General features: G+C 63.3%; 15 protein-coding genes. 4 read left to right on the forward strand and 11 right to left on the reverse strand.

Annotation, left to right across the window (positions count from 1 at the left end; all coding sequences use genetic code 11):
• Window positions 1-37: 37 nt before the first annotated feature.
• Window positions 38-310: a 30S ribosomal protein S15 gene (gene rpsO / locus C8267_RS10005; protein ID WP_087362057.1), complete on the reverse strand. Its 273-nt coding sequence runs from the start codon at window positions 308-310 to the stop codon at window positions 38-40.
• A gap of 201 nt (window positions 311-511) precedes the next feature.
• Between rpsO and C8267_RS10010 the strand changes: the two genes are divergently transcribed.
• The 3 genes from C8267_RS10010 to C8267_RS10020 all read left to right on the forward strand — a co-directional run bounded on the left by C8267_RS10010 (window position 512) and on the right by C8267_RS10020 (window position 3,688).
• Window positions 512-1,528, forward strand: coding sequence for an FAD:protein FMN transferase (locus C8267_RS10010; RefSeq protein WP_087362056.1), 1,017 nt, complete (start codon window positions 512-514; stop codon window positions 1,526-1,528).
• 10 nt (window positions 1,529-1,538) lie between these two features.
• A complete protein-coding gene (locus C8267_RS10015) occupies window positions 1,539-2,399 on the forward strand; it encodes a diacylglycerol/lipid kinase family protein (RefSeq protein WP_087362055.1) in 861 nt (286 codons plus the stop codon).
• 365 nt (window positions 2,400-2,764) lie between these two features.
• Complete coding sequence (locus tag C8267_RS10020; RefSeq protein ID WP_087362054.1) at window positions 2,765-3,688, forward strand: AraC family transcriptional regulator; 924 nt, start codon at window positions 2,765-2,767, stop codon at window positions 3,686-3,688.
• Window positions 3,689-4,009: 321 nt separating this feature from the next.
• Here C8267_RS10020 and C8267_RS10025 read toward each other — a convergent pair whose 3' ends face one another.
• The 6 genes from C8267_RS10025 to C8267_RS10050 form a co-directional block, all read right to left on the reverse strand.
• Window positions 4,010-5,881, reverse strand: a complete 1,872-nt coding sequence (locus C8267_RS10025) for a DUF3667 domain-containing protein (RefSeq protein WP_106634515.1) — start codon at window positions 5,879-5,881, stop codon at window positions 4,010-4,012.
• A 332-nt stretch (window positions 5,882-6,213) separates the two neighbouring features.
• Complete coding sequence (locus C8267_RS10030) at window positions 6,214-7,431, reverse strand: glycoside hydrolase family 57 protein (protein WP_087362052.1); 1,218 nt, start codon at window positions 7,429-7,431, stop codon at window positions 6,214-6,216.
• 15 nt (window positions 7,432-7,446) lie between these two features.
• Complete coding sequence (locus tag C8267_RS10035; RefSeq protein ID WP_317046029.1) at window positions 7,447-8,754, reverse strand: glycosyltransferase family 4 protein; 1,308 nt, start codon at window positions 8,752-8,754, stop codon at window positions 7,447-7,449.
• A gap of 3 nt (window positions 8,755-8,757) precedes the next feature.
• Window positions 8,758-10,899, reverse strand: a complete 2,142-nt coding sequence (locus C8267_RS10040) for an amylo-alpha-1,6-glucosidase (protein WP_106634516.1) — start codon at window positions 10,897-10,899, stop codon at window positions 8,758-8,760.
• 106 nt (window positions 10,900-11,005) lie between these two features.
• Window positions 11,006-15,256 carry an alpha-glucan family phosphorylase gene (gene glgP, locus C8267_RS10045; protein WP_087362049.1) on the reverse strand — a complete coding sequence of 1,417 codons (4,251 nt, stop codon included), beginning with the start codon at window positions 15,254-15,256 and terminating at the stop codon, window positions 11,006-11,008.
• 162 nt (window positions 15,257-15,418) lie between these two features.
• Complete coding sequence (locus C8267_RS10050) at window positions 15,419-16,177, reverse strand: coproporphyrinogen-III oxidase family protein (RefSeq protein ID WP_317046030.1); 759 nt, start codon at window positions 16,175-16,177, stop codon at window positions 15,419-15,421.
• Between the two features lie 280 nt (window positions 16,178-16,457).
• Between C8267_RS10050 and pckA the strand changes: the two genes are divergently transcribed.
• Window positions 16,458-18,065, forward strand: a complete 1,608-nt coding sequence (gene pckA, locus C8267_RS10055; RefSeq protein WP_087362047.1) for a phosphoenolpyruvate carboxykinase (ATP) — start codon at window positions 16,458-16,460, stop codon at window positions 18,063-18,065.
• Between the two features lie 413 nt (window positions 18,066-18,478).
• On the opposite strand, the gene C8267_RS10060 is transcribed toward pckA, so the two are convergent.
• The 4 genes from C8267_RS10060 to nadB form a co-directional block, all read right to left on the reverse strand.
• Window positions 18,479-19,816: an LTA synthase family protein gene (locus C8267_RS10060; RefSeq protein ID WP_158699772.1), complete on the reverse strand. Its 1,338-nt coding sequence runs from the start codon at window positions 19,814-19,816 to the stop codon at window positions 18,479-18,481.
• 81 nt (window positions 19,817-19,897) lie between these two features.
• Window positions 19,898-20,605 carry a hypothetical protein gene (locus C8267_RS10065; protein WP_106634519.1) on the reverse strand — a complete coding sequence of 236 codons (708 nt, stop codon included), beginning with the start codon at window positions 20,603-20,605 and terminating at the stop codon, window positions 19,898-19,900.
• Window positions 20,606-20,691: 86 nt separating this feature from the next.
• The gene (locus C8267_RS10070; protein WP_087362045.1) at window positions 20,692-22,275 is read right to left on the reverse strand and encodes a peptide chain release factor 3; all 1,584 of its coding nucleotides are present in this window, start codon (window positions 22,273-22,275) and stop codon (window positions 20,692-20,694) included.
• Between the two features lie 432 nt (window positions 22,276-22,707).
• Window positions 22,708-24,264 carry an L-aspartate oxidase gene (nadB, locus tag C8267_RS10075; protein WP_087362044.1) on the reverse strand — a complete coding sequence of 519 codons (1,557 nt, stop codon included), beginning with the start codon at window positions 24,262-24,264 and terminating at the stop codon, window positions 22,708-22,710.
• Between the last annotated feature and the right edge of the window lie 163 nt (window positions 24,265-24,427).

Consider the following 24,427-nt stretch of genomic DNA (forward strand, 5'->3'; position numbering starts at 1 on the left):
CCTCGGTGGGGAATTGCCCTCATTCGGTTCCTCGCGACTACTTGCGGAGGTTGAGCGTCTTGACGATGGCGCGGTAGCGCTCGATGTCCACCTCCTTGAGGTACTCCAGCAGCTGGCGGCGCTTACCTACCAGACGCAGCAGTGCGCGCTGCGTGCCGAAGTCGTGCTTGTTGTTCTTGAGGTGCTCAGTAAGGTGGCTGATACGGTACGAAAACAGGGCGATTTGGCTCTCGGGAGACCCCGTGTCCTTGTTAGACTTGCCGTACTGACCGAAAAGCTCTTGCTTTTTCTCAGCTGTTAAATAAGCCATTTTGATAAAAGTTTATTTAGTTCCACTCTACGACGCATCCCCCTTACCGTGGATAACGCCAGAGCGTCCGACAAAGGTACGAATATAATTGAGAATTAAGAACTAAAAATGAAAAATTATTGTTCGCCCGACGCTTTTCTCCGGCAAAAGGGCCGAGATATGCCGGAAAATATTATTTTTGCCATTAGAATGAGGAACTTTATGCTCAAACCGTTCATGCGCGCGGCGGCGGCCGCGCTTCCGCTCCTTGCGCTCCTTGCGGGGAGCTGCAACTCCCCGGCGCGCTACGTGACCGTCGACGGGACGATGCTCGGAACGACGATGCACGTGGTGGCCGACGTCGGCCCCTCGGCCCGCCAGGAGCTCTACCGCGCCGCCATGCGGCTCGACGCCGAGGCCAAGGCCTCGATGTCGATTTTCGATTCGACCTCGCTGCTGAGCCGCCTGAACCGCAACCTCACCGACTCGGTCGACCGCCACATCGCCTTCAACCTGGCGCTGGCCGACAGTATCGGCCGTCTGAGCGGCGGCCGATACGACGTGACGGTCAAGCCGCTGGTCGAGGCGTGGGGCTTCGCCGGGCGCGAACGCACGCTCCATCCCAACCTCGACTCGCTGCTCGCCTTCGTCGGCCGCGACAAGGTGCGCATCGTCGACGGGCGGCTCGTCAAGAGCGACCCGCGCGTGCAGCTCGACTTCAACTCGGTGGCCAAGGGCTACACGGTCGACCTGCTGGCGCAGCTGGTCGAGCAGCTCGGCGGGCGGAACTACATCGTCGACATCGGCGGCGAGGTGCGCTGCCGGGGCGTCAACCGCGAGGGTAACCCCTGGCGCATCGGCATCGAGACCCCCTTCGACGGCAACATGTCCGACGGGGCCTACCTCCAGAAGCGGCTCTGCATGAGCTCGGGCGGCCTGGCCACCTCGGGCAACTACCGCCGCTTCTACCGGACCGACGACGGCCGGAAGGTGGCTCATACGATTGACCCCCGCACGGGACGCAGCGTCATCTCGCGGCTGCTCTCGGCGACGGTCGCCGCCCCGACCTGCGCCGAGGCCGACGCGCTGGGGACGATGTTCATGGCCCTGGGGGCCGACGACGCGCTGCGGATGGCCGACTCGCTGCCCGGGCTGAAGGCCTACTTCATTCTTGCGGGGCAGGGCGACGCATACGAGGAGTATGTCACCCCGGCCATGCGCGCACTCATCATGGAATAGCGACTTACCGATGAAGAAAGCGATTTTTCTATACAACCCGCAGTCCGGCAAGGGACGCACTGACCGCAAGGTCGAGGATATCTGCGAGGTATTCTCCTCCTACGGATACGACATCGAACCGCTTCAAATCGATTTCGACGCCAACCCCTTCGACGGGCACGAGCAGGTCGAGCTGGTGGTGGTCGCCGGCGGTGACGGCACGATTAACTTCGCCGTCAACGCCATGAAACGCAAGGGGCTCGACGTGGCGCTGGGGGTTATTCCCGCCGGTACGGCCAACGACTTCGCGGGGGCGCTCGGCATGTCGAAGAACCCGCTCGAGGCGGCGCGGCAGATAGCCACGGGCGTCGAGGAGCGGGTCGACTGCGGACGGGTCAACGGGCTCTACTTCGTCAACGTCTTCAGCTTCGGCATCTTCACGACCACCTCGCAGCGTACGCCCGACGAGCGGAAGCACCGCATCGGCAAGCTGGCCTACCTCATCGAGGGCATCAAGGAGTTCCGCTCGATGCATGCCGTGCCGCTGCGCGTGACGGCCGACGGCGAGGAGTTCGACTTCAACTCGCTCATGGTGCTGGTCTTCAACGGAGAGACGGCCGGCGGATTTCCGCTGGCGCGCCGCGCCTCCATCAAGGACGGCATGTTCGACTGCGTGCTGCTCGAGAAGCGCAACCCGCTGCTGTCGACCCTCTCGATGGGGCGCTACCTGCTGGGGGGCAACCCCCGCGAGGTGCGGCTGGTTCGGGCGCGCTGCATCGAGATAACCTCGCCGGTCAACGAACCGACCGACGTCGACGGGCAGCCCGGAGCCGACTTCCCGCTCCACATCGAGTGCCTTCCGGGCGAGCTGCGGGTCCTCTGCCAGCCCTGACGGGGCGGCGGAGCGTGCGGGGACCGCGGGTGAATGAAGGTGCCCCCGTCGAGCGCAGCGCGCGGGTACGCGGGAAGTATTAAGGTAAGAAGTGTTAGACGGATAAGGAGAAGAGCATGAAGCCGGCGGAGGGGAGTTGTGACCCGCTCGGCCGGCGGAAGCGAGATAACGAAAGCGGAGGGCTCCGCCGTGCGGGGCCATCCATCCGGGCGACCGGAGGCTGCGGGCGACCCCGCCGGCCGAGGGGCGCTCCGGTGGGACAGGTTAGGATACGGAAGCAGGGATGAGAGCCCGCCCCGGTTTGCGGGACGGGGTACCGACCGCGTTGTGAAACGGAAACGTGTACCAACCCTAAAAAAGCTATTATGGCGGAGCGTGTCAAAACGACGAAAACCGCACCGGGTGCGGGGCGTGAGAATCTCCACAAGGTTTCGATTTCACGCATCAAGAAGGAGATGAGCGACGTATTCTATCTGTCGGACGATTTGGTCATCACGGCGCTCGACCCCCAAAGCAATACGACGAGCAACTATCCGGCCTCCATCGACGGCTTCTCGGCCGTCATCATGATGAGCGGCGAGGCGACCGTCTCCATCGACATGCAGACCTATCAGGTGCGGCCCAACATGGTGGTGCTCTTCAATCCGGGGAGCATCATCCGCACGGTGAAGTGCTCGGCCAATGCGGCGGCCTACTTCCTGGCCTGCTCCAAGTCGTTCGTCAACGAAATCCAGATAGACCTTTCGACCTCGCTGCCGGTCTACATGCGCTTCGGCAAGGCTCCCGTGCTGGAGGTCTCGCCGCAGGATGTCGACGAGATTCGCCAGCTCTTCCAGCTCATCAAGACGATGCTGCGCAGTGACAAGGAGCGCTACCGGCATGAAATCATCCGGACGCTCTTCACCACGGCCTTCTACATCATCACGGAAATCAACCTGCGCGAGCAGACCGACCCGATGAAGCAGGGGCGGTGCGAGGTGCTCTTCAACCAGTTCATGGCACTGCTGCAGCAGTACAACAAGCGGGAGCGCAACGTGAGCTTCTATGCGCGGCAGCTCAACATCACGCCCAAGTACCTCTCGTCGGTGGTCAAGGAGGTGAGCGGCAAGACGGCTGCGCGGTGGATTGACGAGTCGGTGATTCTCGAGGCGAAGGCGCTGCTCAAGTACTCGGGGCTGAGCATCCAGGAGATAGCCTACCAGCTCAACTTCTCGACGCAGTCCTTCTTCGGCAAGTACTTCAAGCAGCATACCGGCACCTCGCCCTCGCGCTACAAGCGCAAGGGGTGACGCGCGGCGGCCCCCGGCGACTTTAGGCCCTTTCCCATCTTGGGCCCGTCGGCTTCCGTCGACGGTTTCTGGCCCGTACTCCATCGTCGGCCCGTCGGCTTCCGTCGGCAGTTCCCGGTCCGTCCACCTTCAACGGTCCGTCGGCCCCGTCGGCGGTTTCTGGCCCGTCTCCATTTTCGGCCTGGTGCCCCACTGGCGACGGTTTCTGGCCCGCCCTCCATTTTCGGCTTGGCGGCAGACAAGAACAGACCCGAAGCGGTTTTCCGCTCCGGGTCTGTTCTGTTTTGGAAGGCGCCGGGTAGCCGTGTCAAAGGAGCTGGGTCAGAACCCGTCGCTGAAGGAGGAGACCAGCCAGAGCAGCAGCCCGGCGGCGATGAGCCCTGCCAGCAGCGTGAAGAGCACGAAGACCCACACCGTCTTGAAGAGGGTCCGCCACCATCCCAGTCCGTAGACCCGGCGCGACGAGAGGAGCATGTAGAGGAAGACCAGCGCGAAGAAGCCCTTCACCACGCCGCTCGGGAACGACAGGGTGCTCTCGGGGGCGAACGCGTAAATCAGCAGGAAGGCCGGCACCGAGAGCAGAATGAGGAAGAAGCAGTTGATGTGGATGGCGTGGACGAAGTGCTGCATGTAGTTCATCCGGCAGCGACGGTAGGCCCGGGCGAGCAGCAGCGCGAAGAGCGGCAGCAGGAACATCATGTAGAGGGGCGTCCACTTCGAGAGCTGCGCCAGCAGGTTGTTGAGCAGCGTCTGCTGGCTCATCTGCTCCAGCCGTTCGCTCTGGCTTTGGGGCGGCTGCCAGGCGTAGACGGTTGTCCGCTCGGGGTCGAAGGCGAGCAGCGCTCCGATGACGGCGAGCTCCTCCTCGTCGACATCCACCCCCTTTATCGAGGCCATCGCCTTGTCCAGTGCGGCCTCCTCCGTGTCGGCCTTTATGCCGGCTTCGGACCCGGGCACGCCTCCGGCTGAGGCCGCAGTCTTGGCTCCGGCTGTAATCCCGACCCCGTGCCCGCTCTTGGCTCCGTCTCCGCTTCCGGACTCGGGTACGACGTCGGCGTCGGCTCCGGCCTTGGCACCCGCTTCACCCCCGTCTCCGTTTTCGGCTCCGGATTCACTCCCGGCCGCCTCTTCGGCCGCCTTTCCGAGCGCCTCGCGGGCCCCTTCGAGGTTGATGCGGTCCTGCTCGGCGAGCGTCGTGACGCGGAGGCACGAGTCGAAGAGCATGCGCGGCAGCTCGACGCGCGCGACGCCGTGACGCGAGCCAAGCGGCGTGATACGGAGCAGCGAATCGCTCCTAAGGTCGTTGAAGTCGAGCATCTCGGCCAGTCCGGCGCCGTCGTAGAGGTAGACGCAGGTGTCGGCCCCGCCCCGTCCCGTGCGGAGCGCCTCGACCACCCCCTTCGGAAGGCGGCTCGTGCGGTAACGCTCGTGGCGCAGCTGCTGCTCGGCGGTGCTCGACGCCACCATGAAGAAGAGGGTGAAGAAGACCACCGAGATGAACATGTAGAGGCGGAAGGGGTGGACGTAGGAGTTGATTTTTCCGGCGTTGAACTCCGTGGTCAGGAAGCCCGGGCGGCGGAAGAGCAGCCAGAGCGTCTGCCACACCTTGCTGTCGAACTGGTAGACGTTTTCGAAATACTGTTTGATGTACTTCCAGAAGGGTTGCTCGATGTCGAGGGCATACTGTCCGCAGCGGTGGCAGTACATTCCCTGCAGCCGCTCGCCGCAGTTCTTGCAGTGGGTGTAGGCCGGTACGGTGAGCTTGCGCAGCCGGCGCAGGCGGCGGTATTCGAGCCGTCGGCTCAGAGCGCGGCGCCGGCGTTGCAGCCGCTCACGCAGCCGTTCGCGCAGGCTCCGCGGCCGGGCAGTGCCGGCCTCGGTTGCGGGTTTGGTTGCGGTTGCCGGTTCGGCTCCAGCCTCCTCTCCGGCTGCTCCGGCTTCTCTGGCTGCTTCTGCTTCGGTTGCGGTCCCGGGTTCTGTTGAGGTTTTGGCCTCGGGTTCTGTTGAGGGTTTGGCCTCGCTCCCGGCCTCGGTTGCGGCCTCGGCTCCGCCCCTGCCGGCGGGCTTGGTTCCGTCCATGCTCCCGGTCTCGGGCGCAGCTTCGGACGCGGGAGCGGCTTGGGTCTCCGGGTTGCCCGCTTCGTGCCGGGTGCAGTCGCCGGAGGCCGGTTCCATGGGTTTGTTGCTCTTCATCGGGCAAAAGGGTTCGAATGTCGTTTTTTGAACGAATTTTCCACAAAGATAACATTTTTCTACCAGCGCGCCTCCTCTCTGCCTCCGGAATCGCTTCCCGCGGCGAAGCCCCTTCGCGGCCCCCTTCCGCGGCCTTTTTCCGCGGTCCCTTCTGCGGGCAGCGGAAAACACAGCGGCGGGATACCTCCCCTGTGGGGGACATCCCGCCGTTGTTTGTCGTCTGGCCCATCTCAGGCCCTGTTTCAGGTTCCCGCTTCAGGCACCCGGTTCCGGTTCCCGTCTCCGGCCCTTGTTCCAGGCTCCGTCTCAGGCACCCTTTTCAGGCACCCGCCTTAGGCGCGCTTGCGCGCAGCCTTGGCGGCGACGGCCTTGTCCAGCTCGATGATGAAGTCCGAGAGGACGTTCATGTAGTTGATGAAGGCGTCGTAAGCCGAGTCGTAGGGGTTGAAGTAGGAGTGAACGTCGCCGTCCGAGAGCCACTTGGTCGCCATGTAGTAGAAGTGGTCCGAGGTCTGCATGAAGCTCCAGACGTAGTCGAAGTCGGGGTTCTTCAGCGCCTTGACCTTCTCCTTCTGGGCGTAGAGCTTCGAGAAGGCCTCGTTTTGCAGTTCGTTGCCCAGCCATGCCGTCACGTCACGCTCCTCGTCGGCCCACGACATCACGTGCGGGCAGTGGAGCACCGAAACGGGCTGGTACTTCTTGGCCGTCTCGCTCACGGTGGCGAACTCCAGCTCGCCCTTCTTCTCGATGATGGCCTTGGGCAGCGCCTTCATGAACTCGAAGATGCCCGTATCGGCGCTCTGGTGCTCGCCGAAGGTCTCGTAGTCCATGAAGAGGTTGATGACCTCGCCCGGCGTATTCTCCGACGTGAGCCAGCCGACATACTTGTCGACCGTCAGCGGGTACTGGTCCCAGTTGCGGTCCGAGAAGCGGAAGGCGATGTCGTCCGAGAGTTTGTAGTTGCGCAGCAGCAGGCGCAGCTTCTGGTCGATGGCGTTGGCATAGACGTAGTTGGGCGACTTCCAGCCCAGCACGTGCTTGGCACCCTCGGCCAGCATCGTCTTGAAGCCCATCTCGGCCACCATCGCGCCGATGTCGTCCGAGTAGATGAGCTCCGTGTTGCGGAAGGCGGTGGGCTTCACGCCGAACTCCTTCTTGAGCATGGCGGTGTGGAGCTTGACCTGCTCGCGGAAGTCCTCCTTCGAGGCCAGCGAGGCGAGCGAGTGCGAATAGGTCTCGGCCAGGAACTCGACGCAGCCCGTCTCGGCCAGCGCCTTGAACGAATCGAGCACCTCGGGGGCAAAGGCGCGGAACTGCTCGACGGCCGTGCCGGTGATGGAGAACGAGCAGCGGAACTTGCCCTTGTTCTCCTTGATGAGCTTCAGCAGCAGGGCGTTCATCGGCAGGTAGCACTGCCGTGCGACCTTCTGCATGATGGAGCGGTTGAGCAGGTCGTCCAGATAGTTGTGGTCCTTGCCCATGTTGAAGAAGCGGTATTTCTTCAGACGCCACGGCTGGTGCACCTGGAAGTATAAGCAAACGGTTTTCATAGAGGTTGTTTTTGGTTATTTCTTGTCGTTAATCGCGGCCTCGTAGACGGCCTTGATTTTGGCCGCTGCGTCGTTCCACTTGAGGTTGGTGACCTCCTCGAGGCCCTTCGAGGCGAACATGTTCGCTAGTGCCGGGTACTTGATGAGGGCGTAGATGGCGTCGGCCATGGCGTCGACGTCCCAGTAGTCCACCTTGATGGCGTAGTCGAGCACCTCGGCCACACCGCTCTGCTTGGAGATGATGACCGGGACGTTCGAGCGCATCGCCTCCAGGGGCGAGATGCCGAAGGGCTCCGAGACCGAAGGCATGATGTAGACGTCCGAGAGCTGGAACATCTTGTGGACATCCTCGCCGCGCAGGAAGCCCGTGAAGTGGAAGCGGTCGGCGATGCCGAGCCGTGCCACGCGGCGGATGACGTGGTTCATCATGTCGCCCGAGCCTGCCATCACGAAGCGCACGTCGGGCACCCGCTTGAGCACCTTGGCCGCAGCCTCGACGAAGTAGTCGGGACCCTTCTGGTAGGTGATGCGGCCCAGGAAGGTGACAATCTTGTCCTTCACGCCGCGTTCGGGCGCCTCGGTGTTGTTCTCGGCGAAGCGCACGGCGTTGTGCACCGTGACCACCTTGTCGGCCGGGATGCCGTAGCGCGTGATGACGATGTTGCGCGTGAGGTTCGAGACGGCAATCACCCGGTCGGCGGCCATCATGCCGGCGCGCTCGATGGCGTAGACCTGCGTGTTGATGTTCTCGCCGCTGCGATCGAACTCCGTGGCGTGCATGTGGACCACCAGCGGCTTGCCCGAGACGCGCTTGGCGGCGATGCCGGCGTAGTAGGTCAGCCAGTCGTGGGCGTGGATGACGTCGAACTGACCCTCGAGGTCGCGGGCCACCTGCGCCGCAACCACGGCGTAGCGGGCCACCTCCTCCATGAGGTTGGCGCCGTACTTGCCCGAGAAGGTGTAGCGCTGCTTCCAGGCGTCGGTGCTCTCCCACACCTTCTTGCCGCTCTTGACATACTCCTCGTGGTACTCGTCGTACTCTTCGGGCGAGATGTAGGGGACCATGTTCGAGTCGATGTGGATGAACGACATGCGGCTCAGGATGTCGTCCTCGCCGCTCGCTGTCGAGCCGTAGAGGGCCTCCACGTCGCTTGCGTTGACGATGTGCAGAAAGCGCTGGTCCTCATCACCGTAGGCGTGCGGCACCACGAAGGTGACGTCCACGCCGTTGTGCGCAAGACCGCGTGTCATGCCGTAGCATGCTGTTCCGAGACCTCCGGCGATATGGGGCGGAAACTCCCATCCGAACATTAAAACTCTCATAGCTTATTCTTTTTTTGTTTTCTTCGTAGCTTGGGCCGCGGGTCTCTTCGCAGCGGCTTTCGCCGTTTTCGCCGTGGTCTTGGTGGCCGGTTTCCCGGAGACCGTCTCCGCGGTTTCGGCCTTGGCTGCCGTTGCAGCCTTGCGGGTTGCGGGGCTCTTCGCCGCCTTGGGTTCGGCGGCCGTCTTGCGGCTCCGCGTCTTGGGTGCGGGCTCCGCGGGGCGGTGCGCTTTAATCATGCGGTAGATGTCCAGCACGGCTGCAACGCTCCATGCCTGCGATACGGCGCCGCGCGGCGTGTAGGGCGGGTCGGCATCGAACATCTCGTTGATGGAGCCGATGCAGTAGCTCTGAATCTCCTCGTTGAACGAGGCGAGCATCTCCTCGGCCTCGTGCAGGAAGCGGCCGCCGTCGATGTCGAAGCAGGCCTTGACGTAGAAGGCCAGGGGCCATACCCACACCGTGCCGTTCATGGCGGCCAGGTTGCGCTCGTCGGGCGTACCCTCGAGCATGCCCTTGTAGAGCGGGTTGCGCGGCGAAAGGGTGCGCAGGCCGCGCGGGGTGAGCAGGTGCTGGCGCACGACGCGCAGCACGCTCAGCTGCTGCTCCTCGTCGAGCATCTTGTAGTCCAGACTGCAGGCGATGACCATGTTCGGACGGATGAACTTGTTGCACTCCATCTGGTTGACGTAGTCGGCCAGATAGCCCTCCGGCAGCATGAAGTGCTCGATGAACGAGACCTTCGTGCGGGCGGGAAGCTCCTCCCACTCGCGGACGAAGGGGGTGTCGCCGAACCGGCGGGCCAGCGACAGCGCGTAGCATACGGCATTGTACCACAGTGCGTTGACCTCCACCTGGTAGCCGTTGCGCGGGGTGACGGCGCGGCCGTTGACCATCGCGTCCATCCAGGTGAGGGGCTCCGCGTCGGACCAGGCCCAGATAAGGCCGTTGTCGTGGAGCCGTACGCGGCCGTCGATGCCGCGGCGGTAGGCTTCGAGCAGCTGCTTCATCACCTCGCCGTAGCGCTTCCAGATTTCATCGGCGCCCACCTGCTTCTCGAGCTGCTGCAGCGTCCAGAAGAACCACAGCGGGGCGTCGGCCTCGGCCGCTGCGGAGTAGGAGCCGGTGAACATGCCGTCGCGCATCTCGCGCACGAGCGTGTCGAGCACATCCATGCAGTCCTCCTTGTGGTCCTGCTCGAGCGTGATGCCCGGCAGCGCGATGAAGGTCTCACGGCCGATGACGCCGAGCCACGGATAGCCGGCCAGCACCTCGGTGCGGCCGCCCGGACGGCGGATGACGAACTGGCGCGCCGAGTGGCGCAGGCAGCTGATGAAGTCAATTTTGTGGGTGCGGCGGGCAATCGAGGCTTCGAAGACCTCGCGGATGGTCTTCGTCGAGCCCATCTCGTCGAGCGAAGCCGAGAAGATGACGCTTTCGCCCTTCTTGAGCTCCATCTCGAAGTAGCCCGTGGTGAGCAGGTCCTCGTGGCCCTCGTAGCCGCGGGCCAGCTCCTGCTGGTACTCGAAGTTGTAGTACCAGTCGGGTGCCGGTACGAATTCGGCATCCTCCTTGTCGGTCTGCAGGTAGAGCCAGGGGAAGGAGCCGTAGAGGCGGCACTTCACGCCGTTGACGGCCGGATAGGAGTGGCCGTCGGCCTCCATGTTGGCCTTCGAGAGGGCGTGCTTGTCGCGGAAGGCGAGGAACGGACGCAGCCGCAGCCGGGTCTGGGAGTGCGCGTCGACGAGCGTGTAGCGTATCATGAGCTGCGTGCGCTTGTGAATCCAGAGCATCTCCTTGCGGAGTATGACGCCGCCCACACGGTAGGTAATCGTGGGGGTCGGCGTGTACTCGAAGTCGGTGATGTACTTGTGGCCGCGCGGCTCATAGACGCCGGGGTAGCGGTGCAGGGCCAGGTTGAAGGACTGGTCGTGCTGGATGACTGTCTCGTCGAGCGAGGATAGCAGCACGTAGGTACGGTCGCTGTCGTCGATGGGCGAGACCATCAGACCGTGGTACTTGCGGGTGTTGCAGCAGACTATCGTCGTGCTCATGTAGCCGCCCAACCGGTCTGTCGAAAGCATTTCGCGCTGGAGCGAGTACTCCAGGTTGCCTAATTCGCTTTTGTCGAAGGTTAATGCTGACATATAGTAGTATTAAGTATATTCGGTCTCTAAAATTAATCAAAAAAGCTCAAACGAGCAACGGTTTTGTCGAAAAATTGCTTCGACGCCCGGCCCCTGCTCCGCCGCCTCAGGCCCACTTCACCAGCGCGAAGTCCATGCGGTGGGGCAGGTGCGGATTCTGCGGGAAGACGCGCAGCGCGAAGTCGTACGTACCGGTCTCGCTGGGGGTGTAGTCGAGCGTGTAGGTGACCAGTCCGTTCTCGACGGCCGTCTGCGTGAAGGGAATCGTCCGCAGCACGTTGACGCTCTGTCCGCCGACAATCTGCCGTGCGATGACCAGCTCGGCGCCGATGTCGCCCGGGTTGAGGCCCGCCACGTCGACCTTCAGCTCGAAGTGGTACTTCTCGCCTACAAAGACCGCCTCCTTGTCCATCTTCAGACGCTGCGACTCGACGACGCGCACGCGGTCCCATGCGGCCGAAACCTTGCGCTTCCAGGCGGCGATTTCACGCGCCAGGCGGTAGCCGTCGGCCACAATCTCATGCTTGCGGGCGGCCAGCTTGTTGTAGAAGCGCTCCTCGTAGTCCTTGAGCATGCGGTTGGTGGTGAAGTTCGAGGCGATGTCGGCCACGCACTTCTTGATGGAGGCGACCCACTCGTAGGGGATGCCCTCGCTGTTGCGCTTGTAGTACTTCGGGGCAATCTGCTCCTCGATGGTGTTGTAAATCATCTCGGCGTCGAGCTCGTCCTGATAGTGCTGGTCGGCGAAGGTGCGCTCCATGGGCAGAGCCCATCCGGCATCCTCGCGGTAGCCCTCGACCCACCAGCCGTCGAGCACCGAGAACTGCATCACGCCGTTCATCACGCACTTTTCGCCCGACGTACCCGAGGCCTCGAGCGGACGCGTCGGGGTGTTGAGCCATACGTCGACGCCCTGGACCATGCGGCGGGCGAGCTCCATGTCGTAGTTCTGCAGGAAGATAATCTTGCCCACGAACTGAGGCATGGCAGCCACCTCGACGATGCGCTTGATGAGGTCCTGACCCGGCTTGTCGTTGGGGTGGGCCTTGCCGGCGAAGATGAACTGCACGGGGCGCTCCTTGTTGTTGACGATGGCCGACAGACGGTCGAGGTTCGTGAAGAGCAGGTAGGCGCGCTTGTAGGTGGCGAAGCGGCGTGCGAAGCCGATGGTCAGCACCTCGGGCTTGATGCCCTCGATGACCTGAAGCATCTGGCGCGGCGATTCAAGCCGCACCTGCGAGGGGTCGCTGTAGCGCTTGCGGATGTGGGTGATGAGCTTGTTCTTGAGGAACATGCGCTCCTCCCACAGCTCACGGTCGGGAATCTCGTGGACCTTCTGCCAGGCCGGGATGTCGTAGTCGTGGTTCTCGAAGCCCTCGGGGAAGTAGCGGGCGTAGAGGCGGCGCAGGCTCGAGGCAATCCACGTCGGGAAGTGCACGCCGTTGGTGACGTAGCCGATGTGGAGCTCGTTCTTGAAGTAGCCGGGCCACATGCTGCCCAGAATCTCCTTCGAGACCTCGCCGTGGAGCCACGATACGCCGTTGACCTCCTGCGAGAGGTTGCAGGCCAGCACCGACATCGAGAACTTCTCGTTGGGGTCGTTGGGGTTGGTCTTGCCCAGGTTGATGTACTGCTCCCACGTAATGCCCAGCACGTCGGGGTAGTGGGCCATGTACTGGCGAATCATCGACTCGGGGAAGGCGTCGTGGCCGGCCGGCACGGGGGTGTGGGTGGTGAAGAGCGACGAGGAGCGGATGACCTCGAGGGCCTCCGAGAAGCTGAGCTTCTTGTGGTTCACCAGGTCGCGGATGCGCTCGATGCCGATGAAGGCGGCGTGGCCCTCGTTGCAGTGGTAGACATCGTTCTTGATGCCCAGCTTGCGCAGGGCGCGGATACCGCCGATGCCGAGCAGAATCTCCTGCTTGAGGCGGTTCTCCCAGTCGCCGCCGTAGAGGTAGTAGGTAATCTGGCGGTCCTCCTCGAGGTTGGCCTCATAGTCCGTATCGAGCAGGTAGAGGTCCGTGCGGCCCACCTGGCACTTCCAGACGCGGGCCGAGAGCGTACGGCCCGGGAAGGCGATGGTCACCGTGACCCAGCCGCCGCTCTCGTCACGCACGGGCGAGATGGGCAGCTTGTAGAAGTTCTGGGCCTCGTAGGTGGCCTCCTGCGCACCCTGGGCCGAGAGGCGCTGCGTGAAGTATCCGTAGCGGTAGAGCAGGCCCACGGCCGTCATCGGGACATTCTTGTCCGAGGCCTCCTTCAGGTAGTCGCCGGCCAGGATGCCCAGACCGCCCGAGTAGATTTTCAGCGACGAGTGGAGTCCGTACTCCATCGAGAAGTAGGAGATGCTCGTGGCGCCCGGAGCGGGCTTCTCGGCCATGTAGGCCTGGAACTGGGCGTATACCGTATCGAGGTGAGCGAGGAATTCGGGGTCCTTCTCCAGCTTGTTGAGCCGCTCGACGCTCAGCTTGTCGAGGAAGGCGATGGGGTTGCGCTGGCACTCGTTCCAGAGCACGGGGTCAATCTCCTCGAAGAGGTCGCGGGCGCCGGGATTCCAGCACCACCAGAGGTTGCGCGAGAGCTCCTCGAGGGCGCGCAGTCGTTTGGGCAGCGTCTTGTCGACCATCATGCGGTTCCAGTTGGGCTTCTCGACGAAGAGCTGCTGGCGGACGAAGTTGATTTGCTCGGTCTTGCTGCCGCCGTCGGTGGGCACGGTGCGGTTGGTGCGCTCCACGGAGCTCTCCACCGCCTCGGCATAGGCGCGCTCATAGGCTGCGTAGAGGTGCTCCCAGAGCGCCGTCTTGGCCGTTTCGCCGGCCGAGGCGCGCACCTCCCTGACGCGCTCCTCCGGGAGCTCGCTGAAGCGGATGAGGGCGTCGGCGATTTTGCCCTCGACCTCGCGGGCGTTGAAGTCGTCGCGGCGGATAATCTCCACGCCGTCGTGCTCCTTGTGCGAGGCGACCCACAGTCCGAAGCCGGCCAGCGTCGTGGTGATGGTCGGCACGGAGAAGGCCACCGACTCGAGCGGCGTGTAGCCCCACGGCTCGTAGTAGGAGGGGAATACCGTGACATCCATGCCCACGAGCAGCTCGTAGTAGTTCTTGTTGAAGATGCCGTCGTTCTGGTTGAGGTACGTGGGGACGAATATGACCTTGACCTTCGAGCCGGCCGTGGTCAGCACGCTGCCGTTGATGGCGTTGACGATGGGGTCCCACGTCTGGTTCTCGAGGTAGTGGGTCGAGTACTTGTACTGGCTGCCGTCGATGGGTTTCGAGGGGTCGGCCAGATGGGCCTGCAGGTCACGGCGCGGGCCGCGGTTGCCGGCCGGCACGGTGATGTAGGCGAGCACCTCGCGCTGGAGACGGTCCGACGAGGCCAGCTGCTTGAGCGACTCGATGAAGACGTCGAGCCCCTTGTTGCGGAACTCGTAGCGGCCGCTGGTGCCGACGATGAGCGGGTCCGAGGCGAACTTCTCGCCCAGGCAGGCCTCCGCTACCGTAATCATCGCCTTGCGGGCCTCGGCGCGCTTGGTGTCGTACTCGGCGCCGCTCCATACGAAGTCGTTCTCGAAGCCGTTGGGCGTCACGCCGTCGACCTCGCGGCCCAGCAGGTACTTGCACTCGTTGGCCGTGATGTCGCTCACGGTCAGGAAGACGTCGTGGTACGTGGCGGCCATCTTCTCAATCGAGTGTTTGGCCACGACGTTGAACTGGCGGGCCAGGCTGTCGGCGTTGAACTTCGTCAGCTCGCTGTAGAGCGAGAGTCCGTTGCCGGCGATGCAGCGGCCGGTGACCGTGGCGTGGGTGGTGAAGACGGTGGCGATGTAGGGGGTGGCCTGGCGCAGGTAGAGGCCGGCGGCGGCGGTCATCCACTCGTGGAAGTGGGCCACGACCTTCTCGGTGGCCGTGCAGAAGTTCTTGGTGTAGGAGGCGATGACGATGCCCGCGGCGTAGCCGAAGAGCACCGGCTCGATGTAGTCCCACTGACCCGAGATGGAGTCGACGTGGTAGGTCTCCCAGAGGTGCTTGAGGATGTCGTCCTTCTTGGGGATGAGCGAGGTGAAGTCGACGAGGATGACCAGCGGACTGCCCTGGACCTTCCAGCGGCCGACGCGGATGCGCAGTCCCTCGCTGTAGACGCTCTGGCGCCACGACTTCAGCAGCTCGAGGTCCTCCTCGAATTCGGGGTTCGTTCCCTCGTGCTGGAAATCGGGACCGATGAGGATATAGTGGTCACCGAACTTGCGGGTTGCGGTCAAGGCTTTGGTGGAGATGACGGTGTGGATGCCGCCCACCTTGTTGCATACCTCCCAGCTTACCTCGAACAGGTAGTCGGGAGTTGTTTTCGCGTTGCTCATGGTATGATTCGTTAGTCTGAAATTTTGGTTTCAAGCAGGGATGGAAAAATCCCGACCGCAAAGGTAACACTTATATTTATATAAAACAACTAAAAAAATAACTTAAAGTCATGTGCCCTGCGTGGCCTTATGCTTTAAGTTACATTTGGTTGCGTTGCGGAGTTACGTTTCGAAGAAATGCTCGATGACATCGTCCGAGACGAGGAACCGTTCGGGGGGTATTGCGAGCCTTCCCCTCTGCTCGGCGAGCTCTCCGGCGCGGATGAACCGTTCGGCCGTGCGCCGCACGCTTTCGAGGCGGTGCGGACCGAAACGTGCGGCGAGCCGTTCGAGGTCGATGCCCTCGGCCGTGCGCAGTGCCGTCATCACATATTCGTTGTAACGGTCGCGTTCGGTGAGCCGCTCGCTGCCGCCCTCCTCGCCGGCCAGGTAGCCCTCGACCGAGGATGGGTTCCAGCGGCGCACGGCGCCGTCGTAGGAGTGGGCCGCGGGGCCGATGCCCAGATAGGGGTCGCCGCTCCAGTAGGCGCTGTTGTGGCGGGCGCGGAAGCCGGGGCGGGCGAAGTTCGAGACCTCGTAGTGTTCGAATCCGGCCCGGGTCAGCGTCTCGTGGATGAGCAGGAATTCGCGCACGCTCTGCTCCTCGTCGACGGCGTGCAGCGCGCCGCGCGCCTCGCGGCGGCCGAAGGCCGTGCCGGGCTCGATGGTGAGGTGGTAGGCCGAGACGTGCTCGACGCCCGCCTCGAGCAGCTGCGCGAGGCTGCGGCGGAGCGGCTCCTCGCCGAAGCCCGGGATGCCGAAGATGAGGTCGGCTGTCAGATTGCGGAACCCCGCGCGCCGTGCCTCATGCAGCGCCTCCAGCGCCTGGCGGGCCGTGTGGCGGCGGCTCATCATTCGCAGGCAGTCGTCGTCGAANAGCAAACTTTATCCATTCAGAGTGAGAGAAAGGGGGACATTGTCTCTCTTTCCTCTCTGAAAAATAAATGTTTTTATTGCTTATTATCCGCACCCAAAAAGTTGCATTTATAAGTTGAACTCAAGTTTTTTTCACATTCCTAAAAGTTTTTATACCTTTGTGCCGTCGAACTCCGTGCTGCGGGCCGCTGCCCGCCGGGGCGCGGGGCGACGACCGGGCCCGGCGCCGCAATGCGCTGACGACCACCGGACAAAGGATTTGAGGTTTTATTAAATAAGTTTAGTTATGGACAAAATGGATTTGAAGAAGTACGGGATTACCGGTGTGACGGAAATCGTGTACAATCCCTCCTACGACGAGCTGTTCCGTGAGGAGACGAAGAAGGGCCTTCGCGGCTACGAGAAGGGTCAGCTGACCGACATGGGCGCCGTGAACGTGATGACGGGTGTCTATACCGGCCGTTCGCCCAAGGACAAGTTCTTCGTAATGGACGAGACCACCAAGGATACCATCTGGTGGACTTCCGACGAGTATAAGAACGACAACAAGCCCGTAACGAAGGCTGCCTGGAAGGAGCTCAAGAAGATTGCCTCGAAGGAGCTCTCGGGCAAGAAGCTCTACGTGGTTGATACCTTCTGCGGTGCCAACGAGAACACGCGCCTGAAGATTCGCTTCATCATGGAGGTTGCCTGGCAGGCACACTTCGTGAAGAACATGTTCATCCGTCCGACGGACGCCGAGCTGGAGAAGTACGGCGAGCCCGACTTCGTGGTACTCAACGCCTCGAAGGCCAAGGTGAAGAACTTCAAGAAGCTGGGTCTGAACTCGGAGACGGCCGTTGTCTTCAACCTCACCGAGAAGATGCAGGTGATTATCAACACCTGGTACGGCGGCGAGATGAAGAAGGGTATGTTCTCCTACATGAACTACCTGCTGCCGCTCAAGGGCATCGCTTCGATGCACTGCTCGGCCAACACCAACGAGAAGGGCGAGACGGCCATCTTCTTCGGTCTGTCGGGTACCGGCAAGACCACGCTTTCGACCGACCCGAAGCGTCAGCTCATCGGTGACGACGAGCACGGATGGGACGACGACGGCGTATTCAACTTCGAGGGCGGCTGCTATGCCAAGGTCATCAACCTCTCGAAGGAGAACGAGCCCGACATCTGGAACGCCATCCGCCGCAACGCCCTGCTGGAGAACGTTACGGTTGACAAGAAGGGCGCCATCGACTTCGCCGACAAGTCGGTAACGGAGAACACCCGCGTATCGTACCCGATTTTCCACATCGAGAACATCGTAAAGCCGGTATCGAAGGCTCCCGCTGCCAAGAAGGTCATCTTCCTCTCGGCCGACGCCTTCGGCGTACTGCCCCCGGTTTCGATTCTGACCCCCGAGCAGACGAAGTACTACTTCCTGTCGGGCTTCACGGCCAAGCTGGCCGGTACGGAGCGCGGCATCACCGAGCCGACGCCGACCTTCTCGGCATGCTTCGGTGCCGCATTCCTCTCGCTGCACCCCACCAAGTACGGTCAGGAGCTGGTAAAGCGCATGCAGCAGTCGGGTGCCACGGCATACCTCGTGAACACGGGCTGGAACGGTACGGGCAAGCGTATCTCGATTAAGGATACGCGTGGCATCATCGACGCCATCCTCGACGGCTCGATTGACAAGGCTCCGACCAAGCAGCTGCCGATTTTCAACTTCACGATTCCGACCGAGCTGCCGGGTGTTGATTCGGCTATTCTCGACCCGCGCGACACCTACAAGGATGCTGCCGAGTGGAATACGAAGGCCGTTGACCTGGCCAACCGCTTCGTGAAGAACTTCACCAAGTTCACCGGCAACGAAGAGGGCAAGTCGCTGGTTGCAGCCGGCCCGAAGGTTGACTAAGCAGAGCGGTTGCATCCTGCAAGGGGTGTGATTCGATAGAGAGATTCCCGGAGCGATATGCTCCGGGAATTTTTTTGTCCCCGTGTACGGCGGAGAGAGGGGTGAGAGGGGGGGAGAGGACGGCCGCGGGCTCCGGAGGGGTCGGGGACGAAGGCCTCTGGAGGGGGCCGCGGGTCCCGGAAGGTGCGGACGCGAACCTCGGAGGGTGCGGCTGCGGTTCCCGGATGGGGCGGCTGCGGTTCCGGATGGGGCGGGGACGGAGGCCGTGGAAGGAACGGCGGCGTCTCTTGGAGGGTGCGGGGTGAGGCTTACGGATGGAGAGAAACGACGGTGCGTGTCGGAAAGGCCGGGTGTGGCTGCGGAGGCGTCCGGACCCTGGCGGCAGCGAAAACGGGGCGGCCCGCCGCAGGCGGCTACTCCCGTCCCGTGTGGCGGAAGTAGTCGCTGCGGATGATTCGGTCGGAGAGGCTCCAGGCCTGCCTCAGGTGTTGTTCCGTCGTGCTGTCAACGGCCGCCCCCACCCGTTCGAGACGCGGGTCGACGGCCGCCCGCGGCGCATCGGCACGCAGCAGGCTGCGTCCCAGCCCGTGCCAGTGGTAGTCGTCGAGCCCCAGCAGGTCGAGCAGCGTGGGGTAGATGTCGATTTGCCCCACCGTGTCGGTGCAGCGCATCGCTGCGGGGGCGTTGACCACGATGAGCGGCGTGAAGCGCCCCTCGCTGACCAGTCCCCGTCCCGCCGCACTGGAGGCCAGGGCCGGGCGCTCCGAGGCGAGCCCCTCGTGGTCTCCCGTGATGACAATCATCGCATCGGAGAGGCGCGGATTGCGCCGCAGCGCCGCGATGAACTCCCCGAGGGAGTGGTCGACGTAGTTGACCGCCGTGAGGTAGTCGCGCAGCCGCCGGGGCATCTCCTGCCGCAGGCGGATGCGGTGCAGCTCCTCGGGGATGACGAAGGGGTGGTGGCTCGAGTAGGTGACGAACTGCAGGTAGCAGGCCCCCGCCGTGTCGGGCAGCATCTGCGGCTCGGCGAGCTTCTCGAGGCACTGGTCGAAGAAGGCCCCGTCGCAGAGCCTCCGCCGGGAGCCCGTTCCGGTGGTCCGGTCGTTGCGGAAGTGCTTGTGCGAGAGGAGCGAATCGAAGCCGAACTCGCGGGCGACAATCATCTGGTTCCAGACAATCTCCTTGTCGGGGGTGAAGAGCAGGGCGCGGGCGCCGGGGTGGCGCTGCCGGAAGGCCTTGACCAGCGAGGGGTAGGCCGTATGGGGGCACCGGGCGCTCCAGCAGCCGTTCTCGAGGGGGAGCAGGCCGGCCGTGACGAGCAGCTGTGCGTCGATGGAGCGGCCCCCCTTGACCTGCGTCACCACCTGCGGGGCGTAGAGCGTCCGCTCCTCGTGCAGCAGCCGGTTGAGGCCGGGGGTGAGCTCCTGCCCCTCGACGCTCCGCTCGAGCACCCAGCTCTCGAGCGACTCGACAAAGATGACCACCACCCGGCGCCGGTCGCCCGGGAGTGTTTTCGGCCGAGTGGCGGGGTGTGCGCTGGGGCGTGTGACGGCAGGTGCGGGGGAATGGGCATCGGGGCCTATGCTGGAGTCTGTGCCGGGCTGCGCGGCGTGCGGTGCGTCAGCGAGCGCGCCGGTGCGCGGTGCATCGGCCTCTTCGCCATCGCTGCCGGTCGACAGCGCGTCGGCCTCTTCGCCATCGCTGCCGGTCGACAGCGCGTCGGCCATGCTGTGTCCTCTGACTGTCGTCAACTCGCCGATCGCGCTGCCTCCGCCTGCCGACAGCCCCTCTGCGGCCTCTTCAGCATCGGCTGCCGGGCGCCCGGCGGCGAGCTAGCGTTCGACCTCCCCGGCCAGCTCGGGGGTGAACTCCACCCGCTCGCGCAGCGCCTCGTAGAGCAGCGTGCCGAAGAGCGAGTAGGTGGTCGTCGCGCTCAGCTGCCTGTGGACGAGCATCGCCTCGTAGCTGCGGCGGAAGCCCCCCTTGCCGACCAGGAGCGCCGCCGTGAGCAGCGAGCTCAGCAGCAGGGCGTTGGCGTAGCGCACAAGCCCCCGCCGCGGGAGCCGCGGCTGCGGCATCCGGCGCGCGGCGAGGAGCGCCGCGGCGGTCGAGAGCGGGAAGAGCAGGTCGGGCCACCGCAGCGACTCGGTGACGCTTGCGGTGAAGTCCCTGAGGTTGCCCGCCAGTGCGTAGGATTCGAGCGGAATGGCGGTGTAGTAGGTGCGGAAATAGAGCAGATTGGCCACCAGAAAGAGGTCCGTGGCCAGCGCGACGACCGCCTCGACCCAGCGGGGCGCCCGCAGCACGAGCGGCAGGGTGAGCAGTAGCGCAAGGATGCTCTTGCTCAGGTAGGCAATCGGATAGGAGAACGACGAGAAGGTGGTGTCGAGACACCACAGCAGGTCGAACAGAAGGAACTTGAGGAAGAAGAGCAGGCAGAAGAGCTGGATGAGCCGGTTGCGGCTCATCTCCTGCGCGGTCTTCTCTTCGGCCCTTTTGCGGCGGGCGGTTTCCTGCGGAGAGAATCGGTTGTTCTTCATGGGGACAACGATGCTTTCCGGGCAGGGGGTGGTACTCCGGAGTTTTGTTAGGTGCGGTTAAGGGTGAATCGGGGTTCCGGGGACGGTCAGAACTCCGACGTAAAGTGGAAACGGATATCCTTGAAGTTCTCCTGGGCGAGCGCCAGCGCATAGCTCGTGTCGGCCAGGAAGACGTCGCGGCCGTGCTTGTCGACAGCCATGTTGGTATGCTTGCGGCGCTTGAAGTCGGCCAGCTGCTCGGCGTTGTCGCTCTCAATCCAGCACGCCTTGTAGATGGAAATCGGCTCCCATCGGCACGAGGCGTTGTATTCGTGCTCGAGGCGGTACTGAATCACCTCGAACTGCAGGGCGCCCACCGTGCCGATGATTTTGCGGCCGTTGAGCGACGAGGTGAAGAGCTGCGCCACGCCCTCGTCCATCAGCTGGTCGATGCCCTTGGCCAGCTGCTTGAACTTCATCGGGTCGGCATTCTCGATGTAGCGGAACTGCTCGGGAGCGAAGGAGGGGATGCCCGTGAACTTGAGCTTCTCGCCCTCGGTGAAGGTGTCGCCGATTTTGAAGTTGCCCGTATCGTGCAGACCCACGATGTCGCCCGGGTAAGCGACGTCGATGACCGACTTCTTCTCGGCCATGAAGGCCGTCGGCGACGAGAACTTGAGCTGCTTGCCGCTGCGCACGTGGAGGTAGTTCTTGTTGCGCTCGAAGATGCCCGAACAGATTTTCAGGAAGGCGATTCGGTCGCGGTGGTTGGGGTCCATGTTGGCGTGAATCTTGAAGACGAAGCCCGTCATCCGCGGCTCCGAGGGCTCGACCATGCGCGTCTGGGTCGGGGCCGGACGGGGCGAGGGGGCGATGCGGATGAAGCACTCGAGCAGCTCGCGCACGCCGAAGTTGTTGACCGCCGAGCCGAAGAAGACGGGCGCCAGCTCGCCGCGCAGGTAGGCCTCGCGGTCGAACGGGTCGTAGACTCCCTCGACGAGCTCGACATCCGAGCGCAGCTGGTCGGCATACTGCTTCCCCACGCGGGCGTCGAGCTCCGCGGAGTTCAGGTCCGAGATTTCGACCGTCGAGGCGTCGGCCGTCAGCTTCTCGTCGGAGGTGAAGAGCGAGAGGTGCTTCTCGTAGAGGTTGTAGACCCCCTTGAAGGTGGGGCCGTTGGAGATGGGGAAGGCCAGCGGCCGGACGCGGATGTGGAGCTCCTTCTCCACCTCGTCGAGCAGGTCGAAGGGCTCCTTCGAGGGGCGGTCGAGCTTGTTGACGAAGACGATGACCGGCGTCGAGCGCATGCGGCAGACCTCCATCAGCTTGCGCGTCTGGGCCTCGACGCCCTTGGCGCCGTCGATGACGATGATGACCGAGTCGACGGCCGTCAGCGTGCGGTAGGTATCCTCGGCGAAGTCCTCGTGGCCCGGCGTGTCGAGGATGTTGATTTTGCACCCCTCGTATTCGAAGCCCATCACCGAGGTGGCCACCGAGATGCCGCGCTGGCGCTCGATTTCCATGAAGTCCGAGGTGGCTCCCTTCTTGATTTTGTTGCTCTTGACGGCTCCCGCCACATGGATGGCGCCGCCGAAGAGGAGCAGTTTCTCCGTAAGGGTCGTTTTACCCGCGTCGGGGTGTGCGATGACGGCGAAGGTGCGCCGGCGTGTAATCTCTTCCTGTAAGGTCATGCGTTCGTTGTCGTGTCGTTGTTGTGGCGGCGCTGTCGTCTCTCGCCGCACCGTTGTTGCCGCTTTCCGGGTCTCCCGGTTCTCTCCCGGTCGTCTTCCGGTCCGGTTTTCCGGCCATTTCCCGGCCGTCTTGGGGGCAAACCTCCCGGCCGTCTCCGGCTATCTTTTCCGGTTCCTCCGGTTTCTCTGGTCCTTCTCAGTTCTTCCCGGTCCTTCCCGGTCTTCCCGGTTCTCCTTCCTCCGGTCCGATTTCCCGGCCGGATGCTCGCCCCTCCCTCTCCTCACGGATGGTCCGGGCGGGGAGGCTCCGGGTCCGCAACGTATTGCCCGGGAAGCGGCTCCCGGGCAATGCGCTCACCGCCCCCGAGGGGCGGTGAGAAGGGCTCTTCATGCCGCCGCTGCCGCGCCTGCGGAGCGTACAGCCCCCGGGCCTCAGGCCTTCGGGTAGTCCATGTTGTAGTGGCAGCCCACCGACTCCTTGATTTCGCGGCCCTGCTTGATGACCAGGTAGGCCACGGCAATCATGTTGCGCAGCTCGCACAGCTCGCGGTTGGGCTTCGTCTTGTTGTAGAGCTCCTCGGTCTCCTCGTAGAGAATCTCGAGCCGGCGCATGGCGCGCTTGAGCGAGAGGTTCGAGCGTACGATGCCCACGTAGTTGGACATAATCTGCTGCACCTCGCGCTTCGACTGGATGAGCATGAGCATCTCCTCGGTGTGCTGCGTCCCCTCGAAGTCCCAGTCGGGAATTCCCTCCTGAAAGTCGGTGTGCTCGAGCTGCTCCGAGGCGTGGCGGGCGGCCTGGTCGGCGTAGACCAGCGCCTCGATGAGCGAGTTGGAGGCCAGACGGTTCGCACCGTGCAGCCCCGTGCATGAGGTCTCGCCCAGCGCGTAGAGCCGCTTGATGGAGGTCTCGCCGTTGGTGTCGACCTTCACGCCGCCGCAGCAGTAGTGCGCTGCCGGGGTGACGGGAATCCACTGGCGCGTGATGTCGATGCCAATCGAAAGGCACTTCTCGTAGATGTTGGGGAAGTGGCTCTTGACCGATTCGGGGTCCTTGTGCGTCACGTCGAGGTAGACGAAGTCCTCGCCCCGCTTGGTCATCTCGCGGTAGATGGCGCGGGCCGTCACGTCACGCGGCGCGAGCGACTTCATGGGGTGGTATTTGTCCATGAACTCCTCGCCGTTCTGCAGCCGCAGGATGGCGCCGAAGCCGCGCATGGCCTCCGTGATGAGGAAGTTGGGCTTCTCGCCGGGGTGGTAGAGCGTCGTGGGGTGGAACTGGATGAACTCCATGTTCTCGGTGATGGCCTTGGCGCGGTGGCACATGGCGATGCCGTCGCCCGTCGCCACGACGGGGTTCGAGGTCGAGGAGTAGATGTTGCCGCAGCCGCCCGTCGCCACGACGGTCACCTTGGCAAGCATGGTTTCGATTTCGTTCGTGTCGAGGTTGAGCACGTAGGCGCCGAAGCAGGCCAGGCCGCGCGTGTGGCGGGTGACGAACTCGCCCAGATGGTGCTGCGTCAGCAGGTCGATGGCGAAGTGGTGCTCCAGTACGGTGATGTTGGGGTGGCGGCGCACCTCCTCGATGAGGGCGCGCTCGATTTCGGCACCCGTGAGGTCCTCGTGGTGGAGGATGCGGTGCTCGGAGTGTCCGCCCTCGCGGTTGAGTTCAAAGCGGCCGTCGGGGGTCTTGTCGAAGCGCGTGCCCCAGGCGATGAGGTCGGCGATGAGCTCGGGGGCGCGGCGAACGACCAGCTCGACCGCTTTCCGGTCGCATTTGCCGGCGCCGCAGACGAGCGTGTCCTCGATGTGCTTCTCGAAGGTGTCGGGAGCGTAGGTCACCGAGCAGATACCGCCCTGTGCGTAGTTGGTGTTGCATTCGTTCATTTCGCCCTTGGTCACAAGGGTGACGTGCCCGTGGGAGGCGGCCTTCAGTGCAAAGCAGAGACCTGCCGCGCCGGAACCGATAACCAGAAAGTCGGTTTTCATAAGTTTTCAGAGCATTAAAGCGCTGCAAAGTTACAAAAAATCTCTGGAATAACCTCGAAAAACGGGTGAAATGACACTAAACGACTTAATATCAGAGTTGTTACGGTGTCAAATGATGACAAGCCGAAAAAGCGGAAAACGCAAAGAAAAGCGGATTTAAGAA

The organism is Alistipes sp. Marseille-P5061 (assembly GCF_900290115.1).
GTDB classification, from domain to species: Bacteria; Bacteroidota; Bacteroidia; order Bacteroidales; family Rikenellaceae; genus Alistipes; species Alistipes excrementigallinarum.